The organism is Segatella copri, assembly GCF_009495355.1.
Taxonomy (GTDB): domain Bacteria; phylum Bacteroidota; class Bacteroidia; order Bacteroidales; family Bacteroidaceae; genus Prevotella.
Genome location: NZ_VZAD01000080.1, coordinates 25336 through 35033 on the forward strand (window position 1 = coordinate 25336; position 9698 = coordinate 35033).

At 42.4% G+C, this 9698-nt stretch carries 12 protein-coding genes; 3 read left to right on the forward strand and 9 right to left on the reverse strand.

What is annotated here, in order from left to right:
* Nucleotides 1–72: 72 nt before the first annotated feature.
* Both F7D20_RS10775 and F7D20_RS10780 read right to left on the reverse strand, forming a co-directional pair.
* Nucleotides 73–1314, reverse strand: coding sequence for a saccharopine dehydrogenase family protein (locus F7D20_RS10775; RefSeq protein ID WP_158464039.1), 1242 nt, complete (start codon nucleotides 1312–1314; stop codon nucleotides 73–75).
* Nucleotides 1315–1489: 175 nt separating this feature from the next.
* Nucleotides 1490–2095 (reverse strand): DUF6621 family protein, encoded by a 606-nt coding sequence (locus F7D20_RS10780; protein ID WP_158464040.1) that lies wholly within the window; start codon nucleotides 2093–2095, stop codon nucleotides 1490–1492.
* Between the two features lie 122 nt (nucleotides 2096–2217).
* On the opposite strand from F7D20_RS10780, the gene rhaD reads away from it, so the two are divergent.
* A complete protein-coding gene (gene rhaD, locus F7D20_RS10785; RefSeq protein WP_022251771.1) occupies nucleotides 2218–3027 on the forward strand; it encodes a rhamnulose-1-phosphate aldolase in 810 nt (269 codons plus the stop codon).
* A 206-nt stretch (nucleotides 3028–3233) separates the two neighbouring features.
* Nucleotides 3234–3857, forward strand: coding sequence for a vWA domain-containing protein (locus tag F7D20_RS10790; protein WP_158464041.1), 624 nt, complete (start codon nucleotides 3234–3236; stop codon nucleotides 3855–3857).
* Nucleotides 3858–4208: 351 nt separating this feature from the next.
* Here the strand turns inward: F7D20_RS10790 and F7D20_RS10795 are convergent, their stop codons facing one another.
* Genes F7D20_RS10795 through F7D20_RS10805 form a run of 3 tightly spaced genes read right to left on the reverse strand, consistent with a single transcriptional unit; the run spans nucleotide 4209 to nucleotide 5125 of the window.
* Complete coding sequence (locus tag F7D20_RS10795; protein ID WP_158464042.1) at nucleotides 4209–4424, reverse strand: DUF3791 domain-containing protein; 216 nt, start codon at nucleotides 4422–4424, stop codon at nucleotides 4209–4211.
* A gap of 12 nt (nucleotides 4425–4436) precedes the next feature.
* A complete protein-coding gene (locus F7D20_RS10800; RefSeq protein WP_158464043.1) occupies nucleotides 4437–4913 on the reverse strand; it encodes a DUF3990 domain-containing protein in 477 nt (158 codons plus the stop codon).
* A complete protein-coding gene (locus F7D20_RS10805; RefSeq protein WP_158464044.1) occupies nucleotides 4910–5125 on the reverse strand; it encodes a DUF3791 domain-containing protein in 216 nt (71 codons plus the stop codon). The genes F7D20_RS10800 and F7D20_RS10805 overlap by 4 nt, the downstream gene beginning before the upstream one ends.
* 84 nt (nucleotides 5126–5209) lie before the next feature.
* Between F7D20_RS10805 and F7D20_RS10810 the strand changes: the two genes are divergently transcribed.
* Nucleotides 5210–5473, forward strand: coding sequence for a hypothetical protein (locus tag F7D20_RS10810; RefSeq protein WP_158464045.1), 264 nt, complete (start codon nucleotides 5210–5212; stop codon nucleotides 5471–5473).
* An 88-nt stretch (nucleotides 5474–5561) separates the two neighbouring features.
* Here F7D20_RS10810 and F7D20_RS10815 read toward each other — a convergent pair whose 3' ends face one another.
* Genes F7D20_RS10815 through F7D20_RS12955 form a run of 4 tightly spaced genes read right to left on the reverse strand, consistent with a single transcriptional unit; the run spans nucleotide 5562 to nucleotide 8621 of the window.
* Complete coding sequence (locus F7D20_RS10815; protein ID WP_158464046.1) at nucleotides 5562–6437, reverse strand: ADP-ribosylglycohydrolase family protein; 876 nt, start codon at nucleotides 6435–6437, stop codon at nucleotides 5562–5564.
* Between the two features lie 13 nt (nucleotides 6438–6450).
* Nucleotides 6451–7479, reverse strand: a complete 1029-nt coding sequence (locus tag F7D20_RS10820; protein WP_158464047.1) for an agmatine deiminase family protein — start codon at nucleotides 7477–7479, stop codon at nucleotides 6451–6453.
* Nucleotides 7476–8168 (reverse strand): hypothetical protein, encoded by a 693-nt coding sequence (locus F7D20_RS10825; RefSeq protein WP_158464048.1) that lies wholly within the window; start codon nucleotides 8166–8168, stop codon nucleotides 7476–7478. The genes F7D20_RS10820 and F7D20_RS10825 overlap by 4 nt, the downstream gene beginning before the upstream one ends.
* Nucleotides 8169–8222: 54 nt before the next feature.
* Nucleotides 8223–8621, reverse strand: coding sequence for an A1S_2505 family phage non-structural protein (locus F7D20_RS12955; protein WP_194253553.1), 399 nt, complete (start codon nucleotides 8619–8621; stop codon nucleotides 8223–8225).
* Nucleotides 8622–9698 lie beyond the last annotated feature (1077 nt).

Below are 9698 nucleotides of genomic sequence, written 5' to 3' on the forward strand. Positions count from 1 at the left end.
CGATAAAAACGGCTTGGTATGAATAGTACCTTTCTGTCTTCGCCGTCACTAAGGGGGTTATTTTGATAATGATTAGTCAATCTCCAAGTCGCCGTCGAACACCTCGTGCCAAGGCAATCCCTGCTTGTTGAGCTGCTCCATGAATGGATCTGGGTCGAACTCCTCAACGTTCCATACGCCTGGTCTCTTCCAGATGCCCTTGAGGAACATCATGGCGCCGATCATGGCTGGTACACCCGTGGTGTAGCTTACGCCCTGCATGCCGGTCTCGTTGTATGCTTCCTGATGCTTGCAGTTGTTGTAAACATAATAGGTGTGCTCCTTGCCGTCCTTCTTTCCGCGGATGCGGCAACCGATAGAGGTCTCTCCGTCGTAGTTCTCGCCGAGGTCCTGAGGGTTAGGCAATACGGCCTTGAGGAATTGCAGTGGTACGATCTTCACCTTGGCAGTCTTGCCGGAGCCGTCGGCCAATGGAGCCTCGTATTCTATCTCGTCGATGCGGCTCATGCCGAGGTTCTCTATACAGTCGAGATAGGTGAGATACTGCTGACCGAATGTCATCCAGAAGCGAGCCTCCTTGATGGTAGGATAGTTCTTTACCAGGCTCTCCAGTTCCTCGTGGTGCATCAGATAGCTCTCGCGAGGACCGATGTTAGGATAGGTGAGAGGCTTGTGGATAGACAGAGGGTCGGTCTCAATCCATTCACCATTCTTATACCACAGACCTTTCTGGGTAATCTCACGGATGTTGATTTCTGGGTTGAAGTTGGTTGCGAAAGCCTTGTGGTGATTGCCGGCATTGCAGTCTACGATGTCGAGAACCTCAATCTCGTCGAAGTGATGCTTGGCAGCGTATGCAGTAAAAATGCCCGAAACACCAGGGTCGAAGCCGCAGCCAAGGATAGCGCAAAGACCAGCTTTTTCAAACTTGTCCTTGTAAGCCCATTGCCATGAATACTCAAAGTGAGCCTCGTCCTTGGGCTCGTAGTTGGCCGTGTCCATATAGTTGCAACCGCAGGCTAAGCAGGCGTCCATGATGGTGAGGTCCTGATAGGGCAGAGCGAGATTGATGACCAACTCAGGTTTGTAGCTGTTGAAGAGGGCTTTCAACTGCTCCACATCGTCGGCATCCACCTCGGCTGTCTGGATGTCCATCTTGTAGCCTTTATCGTGGATAGACTTCACCAACTTGTCGCATTTTTCCTTGCGGCGGCTGGCAATCATGAACTCTGTAAAAACGTCCTGGTTCTGGACAATCTTAAAGGCTGCCACGGTAGCGACGCCACCTGCGCCAATCATAAGTACTCTACTCATTTAAGTATAAATGTTTAATGTTATTATTTCTTGTTTTAGCTCATTTTATTTGCTGACGTTCATCAGCTTATTTTATTTGCTGACGTTCATCAGCTTATTTCATTTGCTGATATTCATCAGTTTATTTTATTTGCTGACGTTCATCAGCTTATTTTATTTGCTGACGTTCATCAGCTCATTTTATTTCATTTGCTGATATGCCTAAGGCATTCATCAGCGAATAACCCAGTATTTCTTGTCGGAAGTTGCCGCCGGGAAGAGGCTGCATGGCAAAGAGAGTGACGCGTTTCTCGTCGTCTACCTTGCGAAGCATGTCGCGCAACTGGTCGTAGGCATCGCCTTCCTCCGAGTTGGGAACGATCATTACTCGTTTCACCTCCTTGGCATTGCAAACCGTGCGGGTTACGTCTACGAGGAAATCGTCTTTGCCTACCATCTTTTCTTCCGTAGGATATGAAGAGATGACGAACTCGCCCAAACGTGGATCCTTGAAGGCCTGGGCATTCAGCTCCTTCTCGTAGTCGGAAGGGCGGAAGTTCTGCATCGCCTTCGATTGCTGGCTGTGTATGAGCACCAGTTGCGTCTCATGCTCACCTTCTCTTAGTCCACCGTCGAGGGCAATACATACAGCCCACTGAGCCATGTCGGCAGGCTGGATGCGGCGGTTGATCATACGCTCAAAGTTTACGATAAGGTCGAATGCCACCTTGTCGATATAGTCTGCATCAGCAATGATTACATTCTCGCTCCATTTGATATTGTTGGTGTTCAATGAATTCATACGTGCAAAGATACAAATTATTTTTGTAACTTGTCAAAAGTCTTGGCTAAAATATCAAAACTTTAGGTCGATAGTCATATTTTCGTGTTAATTTTGCAACCAGTAATACAAACAATCAAGAAATGAAAAGTGTTTTAGAGGGTCGTCCTGCCTTAAAGAAGGAAGTGGATAAGATTGCCGAGGTAGCTGGCTATCTTTGGCAGAATGGTTGGGCTGAGCGTAATGGTGGCAATATTACGGTTAATGTGACCGACCTTGTTGATGACGAGATGAAGGCGCTGCCTGCCATCAGCGAAGTGAAGCAGATAGGTACTGTCCTGCCTGCGCTGAAGGGCTGTTACTTCTTCTGCAAGGGAACAGGCAAGCGAATGCGCGACTTGGCTCGTTGGCCTATGGACAATGGTTCTGTCATTCGTATTCTGGATGATTGTGCCAGCTACGAAATCATTGCCGACAATGCCGTGATGCCTACCTCCGAGTTGCCAAGCCATCTGTCGGTTCATGCCCGTCTTATCGAGAAAGGTTCCAACTATAAGGCCACAGTTCATACTCATCCCATCGAGCTCATTGCCATGAGCCACAACAAGAAGTTTATGGGCAAGGACGTGCTGAGCAATCTGCTCTGGAGCATGATTCCTGAGACTAAGGCATTCTGTCCGCTCGGACTGGGTATAGTGCCATATAAGTTGCCAGGCAGTCTGGAACTTGCCGAGGGAACTCTGAAGGAGTTGGAAAACTACGACGTAGTGATGTGGGAGAAGCATGGCGTATTCGCCAAGGGTCTTGACGTGATGGACGCCTTCGACCAGATAGACGTACTCTCCAAGAGTGCAAAGATATATATCGATGCCAAATGTATGGGTTTTGAACCTGATGGTATGAGCCAGGAGGAAATGGCCGAAATGACTAAGGCTTTCAACCTGCCAAGATAATTGTTTTTAGTAGTTTTGAAGTAGAAATTGTTTGTTAAGAGGGTGCGTCACAGACTTATGACACACCCTCTTTTTATTGCCATTTTTCTCCCTTGCTTAATTTTTGGTTCGTTATTTTCTTATAATAGATAAAGGAAGAAGACAACGGCCGTAGTTCTGAATCCATCGAAAGTAGGATTATTTTAAAAATTAGGAGAAAACAAGTTATGAAACGAGTATTCAATCTTTTAGTAGTAGACGAGAGTGGAAGCATGAGTATTATCCGCCGTCAGGCTTTGGTGGGAATCAATGAGACGCTGACTACGATTCAGAAAATGCAGGAGACGCATAAGAATCTGGAGCAGCGAGTTACGCTCATCACTTTTGACAGCACGCATACCAATGTGTTCTATGATAACGTGCGTGCCTCTAATGCCAATCCTTTGAAGGCAAAGGATTATAATCCTTGTGGTGCCACTCCTCTTTACGATGCCATCGGAATGGGTATCGCCAAGATCAATGCCTTGACCACCGAGGATGACAGTGTGTTGGTAACTATTATCACGGATGGCGAGGAGAATTGCAGTGAGGAGTATAGTCTGAAGATGATCAAGAATCTTATCGAGAAATTGAAGAAGCAGAATTGGACTTTTACCTTCATCGGTACCGATGATCTGGATGTGGAGAATATCGCTCTTGATATGGGTATTGACAATCATCTCCAGTTCTCGGAAGATGAGGCAGGTACCAAGAAGATGTTTGCAAGAGAGAATAGGGCGAGAGAGCGCTACAACAAGTGCCGTGCGATGGATTGCAAGATGGAAGCGGGTAGTTATTTCGAGGAGAAATAAAGAAGAATCTCAGTATAAGCAGAGAATTACCTGCAAGCGAGTAATTTATATAAGAATTAAAAAGGCAGCATGATTTCACGTGCTGCTTTTTTAGTTTTATATCAATCCTCTTTTCTCGAATTCTTCAATTATGGCTAATTCTCTTTTCTTGGATCTTTCCAAGTTGCTGTTCTCTTTTGAAACTGCCTTCTGGCGCAGAGAGTTGATCTGTGCCAACTTCTGCTCCCGCGAGTAAGGATGCAATAACATGTATTGTTCCCCCTTTAACGCAGCCAAGCTGCTCTGACGGTGAAAATCGTTTATATAAGATCTTTCCAGTACTGAATTGTTCTGCATAATCAGCTAATTTTGCTAGACTTTTTTATTTTTCCACTCTTCTTTTACTAAATTCGCCAAATATCCATCGCTTCTGCAGTGCATATCAGCAATGCCTTCATTCATCATTTGATAAATAGAAGAAGTATAAAAGAAATTTAGAGCATCTTCCAACGTAATGCCTGTTTGCTCTGCAAAGATAGGTACTATACGCGCATATTTCATTTGAAGTATTGTCTTGTTTGCTTCCATGAAAGTCCCTCCTTATATTATTTCATCTGACTGAAGAAAGTGCAGATGCTTGTTCAAAATATCTTGATTTAAAATACATATCTGGTGATTAGGATGAATAAACTTTAAGCGTTTAAGTGCTTCTTCTTTGCTGATGTTACCGGAGAAGTAAAGATCTATGGTATTGAATACCTTATCATCTGCTATACCACCTGTAACCATATCAAACTTATTTGTTTGTTTCCCAATTCGGCATAAAGCAACGAAATCTAACCACTCTTCGTTGTAGCCAATAAACTCTTTTATCTTATATTCTCTGTCTAAGTTTTCATCTAAGATGTATTGGTTAAGATATGCTTTGTCGCCCTGAAAGAGAAATCGTTGGGCATAATTCTTCGCCTGTTCGACAAGTGATGTCAGATAGAATCCTTTGCCGAAATCCAATAAATCACGAGAATGATAAATGTCTGGTGATTCTATGATGAATTTTGATGCGTGATAAACTTTCATTTCAATGCTCCTCGTCTCTTTAACAAGTTTATCAAATCGTCCATGATGTATTCCTTGCCGAAAGTATGGAGCACATCATAGCAGGGTATCATATAGCCATTTAAGATATCTGTTGACCGTAACATCTTATATACCTTACTGGCACTCATGTTCAATCGGTCGGCTAAGTTGCCAACGCAATAGGTTACGAAATCCAATTGATATTCTTGCATTTGCATAATTTTCTTTATTAATGTGGGGCAAAGTTAAGACTATTTTTCGAAAAAACAAATTATTTCTCTTTTCTTCTATACTAAATGAGAAAAATAAGCAGAAAAAATAGGATTATTCTAAAACCTTTTGTATTTTTGCAGAAAAATGGAGGTGGAGATATGAAGGTTTACCAAGATTCAAAGGGAAATATTAATGGATACTCTTGGAATATTTCAAACAAGTTTATTCAAACTGTTGTAATGGGTGGTTGCCTATTAAGATTAATGCTATTCCCTTTTGTGGGATTATATTTGATTTTCCATCCAAATGAAGGTGGAAAATATGCATCTTCTAGAAAACTGGTATAAGAATGGTTTAGCATTTCCTTAACCTCCTTAAGAGCATTTAATGTGTTTTGGCGATGAAAGTCGGTAAGAAAATTTCGCTTACAAACAACTATTTCTTGTATTTTTTATATATTTTCTTTATTTCATTGTTGGCTTTAAATTGTTGATATATTCTTGTCATGTCCTTAGGGAGATAGTTCATAGCCTTGAACTTCATTTCTTGCGGAATACCGAAGCGGGCTTCGGCGATGGAGCCGACGATGGCTCCGATGGTATCGCTATCGCCGCCATGAGATATAGCGAGGCGAATGGCATCCTCGAAAGATGAGGCTTGCGAGAGGAGATAGAAGGATAAGGGCACGGCATCCATACAGGTCTCATCGAACTTGCCCTTTGGATAAACTCGTGTGTCGAAATCCTCGTAATAGCTGCGGGCGATGGACAAGAACCCCTGTATTGTTTCATTTTCATCCTTAGAAGCCTTAGCATTCTCATTTTTCAATCCCTTCGTTTCCTCATTCTCAGAATCCTTAGATTCTTCTGAGAATCTGCTCTTGCGGAAATACCAAATGGCATGAGCTACAGCTTTGGCTCCCTTGATTCCTTCGGGATGATTATGAGTAGGAAGAGCCGTCTTTTCAGCCTCTTCCAAAACCTGCGATAGATTATCGAAGAGCCAAGTTACTGGCGATACTCGCATTGCAGAACCGTTGCCAAAGCTATTATATGGCTGCGGATTAAGAGAGCAAATCCATGCTGCGAATCTTCCGCCATACGCTCCCTTAGGTGAAGGATAGCGGCGGCACCAATCCAGCAGGCTTTCCTGATAGCTTCGCCCGTTCAGTATCGCATCGGCAATCGCCACCGTGCAAATGGTGTCATCGGTGAAGTCGCATCCCCCACCGAACATCTCGAAATCATAATCAAACGTATTGTTGAACTCATATTTTGAGCCAGCAATATCTCCTATTATTGCTCCTAACATAAACTGTAGTTATTTAATCCGTCATGTAATACCATCCGAGTCCTGGGTATTTATTACCAAATTTGCCAATATTTATATCACCCATAAAATACACTTCACTTTCCGTAAAACCACTAAAAGTACCATTTTTAATAGCCTCTTCTTCATTTTCAAAACGATTCATTAGCTCGTCAAATCTTTTTCTGTCCTCTTCAGTAAATCCTTTTATTTCATCCGATTCGTCCACATTCCAAGTTATGCAATTCAAAGCACCTCCTTGCTTGATAATTTCTTCGCAATTAAATTGGTGGATGTTACAGGATGGATAATAGCCTTGTATCTGCTTGAGGGCTTGGTCATCTTCTTCGATGTTGATTGCAGGTAAGATGATAGTATTTCCAACTTGCAAAAAATTGATATAAGCCCAATTACGCTTGTCTGGCTTTTTTACATCATAATGCAACATCTCTACATGTACATGTTTACTCAGTCTTCTTTCTACCTCTTCAGCAAAGTCTTTGTCGTAATCTACGTAATTTGTCAGGAGAACATTTTCAGAATCAATGGGTCTGACAATTCCATCCGCATGTCCGTATTTCTCGCACTTATCCCAAGGAATCATAATGACCTTGCATTGGAATAGGTTCTCGAGTTCCGTATGTATCTCTGATGGATTGTAGTTCGGGTTCTCGTGGTATACTTTTTCTGTCATGATGACGAAATCGGCTCCCTTTACCACATTGCCGCCATCTATAACTAAGTTTGTCTTCTTGCAAGGAGAAAGATATATCGACTTGCACGCTTTTTCTGGTTTGGTAATGTATTTTTTGTAAGACTCTCTTTGGGTAAGATAATCTGGGTAATAGTGATATTGCACGAATTCATCTACTTCTATTTGGATCGGCATATAGTCGCGACACCAAATGTCGGCAGTGTTCCCGATAAATCTCCACTTGATATTATTCTCGTTCAAGCAAGTTGTGAACTTGTCGAAGAATGTAGAATGGCTTTTCTTTAGCCATGTGGAAAGAAAAACTTCGTATGTTTCTTTATCTGTAATCATATTATAAATCTATAGTTTGCTGTTAAGTACTTATCAAATTCTAAAACCAATTCATCTTGTGTGCTGCCAGAATCGTTGCTGCAATAATTGTTGGCTAAAATTGTGGCAACTTTATCTTTGGCTGTTTTTGAGTCCGACTTTAAGTTTACTCGATGGCAGCTTTTTATGAGAGATGTAGCATTGTGTTTTTCCAAAATTATTCTTGGAAAATCATCGGCATAGCCAAATGCATCAAACTTGTCGAAGAGTTCTTCGCAAACTTTCATAGGCCCGTTTAGTTTGTACTTCTCTTCTATATGGTCTGAAAAATAGTCTATATGCTTAATGCCACGGATAAGTATGCCACCAAAAGCGGAATTACTTGTCAAACATGGCACCAGTTTACCTGTTGTAGCCTTTTCTCTTATGCACACATTGCTTTCAAAAGAAAGGTCTACACCGCTTGAATGAAAGAACCATTCTCCAGCTTTGCTATTGCGAGGGTAGGTTATGATGTCTTGATGGGTAGGACAATAGAAGTAAAATTCGATGTCAGTTAGTATGTACTTCTTATTGCCTTTTAGAATAGCTACATCGTGAAGAAGAATACTTGCTAAATGTTGAAACTTCTTTTCGATACAGTTGCCATCTAATAGCCATTTTTGCTGTAACAAATTTCTCAAATCATTTATGCTATTTGTTTCTTTCATGCTTATTATTTAATTTGAAGTTTGTCTGAAAACTTTTTATTGTTAATAGTATGACTATTCTATCACCTCCCAGAAACTCTCCGGAAGGCTGATGTTCTTCATCCTTTTTGCACTCTCAAACAATGGGGCGATGTCTTCGGCTTCGAAGCCGGCGATGCCGCAACCTATTGGGGTTACCAGGAAATGTAGCTCTTGATGATGCTTGGCATAGGCGATGAATTCCTCCACGTATGGACGGATGGTTTCCACGCCGCCCTGCATCGTAGGGATGGCATAACTCTGGCCCTGCAAGCCTACACCCTTGCCCATGACGGCACCGAAATGTAATCGGGCTATGCGGGCTGCACCACCACCATGCATGCCAGCCAGATTGCTGCCAAATACAAATATCTCGTTCTCCTTCAAAGAATCAATCCAGCGAGGAGTGATTCTTCCCTTCTTCATATCTTCCATATTCTTCTTATTATTAAATATGTTATTGCTAATATCAGCCGCTTCCTCGCAGCACATTCTCGAATCCATCATGCTCGGCATCGACATCTTAGGAGCACTTGAAACGGATGCGTCTTCGTCGCCGAACGACAGATAGCTTCTGTATTCCGAAGCATCGAAGTATTTCTTAAAATAAGGAATCACCACATCATGCATCATCTTCTGGCATCGCTGAGTGACGGCGGAGGCGGTCATGCCCAACTGCATGGCTACGTCCTTGCCCTTGAATCCCTCGATATAGAGCATCTTCAGGATGATACTGTTCTTGCTGTCCCTGCCATAATAAAGATTGCCGATCTCTTCTATCGTTTGATAAAGTTCATGCTCAAACTGGTTGTCGCTTACGTCAAACTTCATCTTGCGGCTTTCCTGTCGCGCCTCAAAACTCTCGAAACGGTGCTCCTTCACCACCTCCTTCAACTTATCCAGCAGCAGGAATCGGAAACCATTCACCATCCAGGTCTTGAGCGACATGCTCGGCTTTCTGTCCTCCAAAGGCTTGAAGTCATGCTCGCAGAGATAGAGATAATATTCATGGGCCAGCGAATAAAAGTCCATGCCCGGTTTCGATTGCAGGTCGTAACGCTTGTCGTAAATGCAATAAGCCACCCGGCAGTATCCGTAGTAATACTCCCTCACTATTCTGGCATCAGCATCCTTGAAGCCTTGAAGAATCTCGTCATCTGACAGTTGTGAGAGATTAGACTTCCTTGAAAAATCCTTTTCTTTCCCCATATCGTTTCGATATTCTAATTTGTTTGCAAATATATACCTTTTCTTTGAGAAATAGGAGTTTTTGCTCCTTTTTTCGTTTTACATAGTATTAAAAGAAAAAAGTAGGGAGAAAATTAAGCTGATATCGAAAAAAAGGAATTTTAAAGTAGATATTGGGATTTGAAAAATAACATTTGATAAGTTCTTGCATACATTTCAAGTATTACCTATGTCCTTCGAGGGTGCGTCACAGACTTATGACACACCCTCTTTTTTGTGTGTCGGGCATGACACTAACCTAACTGGTTTAACTCCAGTCGCAGG

Bases quoted from the DNA above. Each gene is read 5' to 3' on its own strand.
- F7D20_RS10780 (WP_158464040.1), bottom strand. From the start codon at position 2,095: ATGAATTCATTGAACACCAACAATATCAAATGGAGCGAGAATGTAATC.
- F7D20_RS10815 (WP_158464046.1), bottom strand. From the start codon at position 6,437: ATGTTAGGAGCAATAATAGGAGATATTGCTGGCTCAAAATATGAGTTC.
- F7D20_RS10810 (WP_158464045.1), top strand. From the start codon at position 5,210: ATGAGAAAAATAAGCAGAAAAAATAGGATTATTCTAAAACCTTTTGTA.
- F7D20_RS10775 (WP_158464039.1), bottom strand. From the start codon at position 1,314: ATGAGTAGAGTACTTATGATTGGCGCAGGTGGCGTCGCTACCGTGGCA.
- F7D20_RS10790 (WP_158464041.1), top strand. From the start codon at position 3,234: ATGAAACGAGTATTCAATCTTTTAGTAGTAGACGAGAGTGGAAGCATG.
- F7D20_RS10820 (WP_158464047.1), bottom strand. From the start codon at position 7,479: ATGATTACAGATAAAGAAACATACGAAGTTTTTCTTTCCACATGGCTA.
- F7D20_RS10825 (WP_158464048.1), bottom strand. From the start codon at position 8,168: ATGAAAGAAACAAATAGCATAAATGATTTGAGAAATTTGTTACAGCAA.
- F7D20_RS10795 (WP_158464042.1), bottom strand. From the start codon at position 4,424: ATGGAAGCAAACAAGACAATACTTCAAATGAAATATGCGCGTATAGTA.
- F7D20_RS12955 (WP_194253553.1), bottom strand. From the start codon at position 8,621: ATGGAAGATATGAAGAAGGGAAGAATCACTCCTCGCTGGATTGATTCT.
- rhaD (WP_022251771.1), top strand. From the start codon at position 2,218: ATGAAAAGTGTTTTAGAGGGTCGTCCTGCCTTAAAGAAGGAAGTGGAT.
- F7D20_RS10805 (WP_158464044.1), bottom strand. From the start codon at position 5,125: ATGCAAGAATATCAATTGGATTTCGTAACCTATTGCGTTGGCAACTTA.
- F7D20_RS10800 (WP_158464043.1), bottom strand. From the start codon at position 4,913: ATGAAAGTTTATCACGCATCAAAATTCATCATAGAATCACCAGACATT.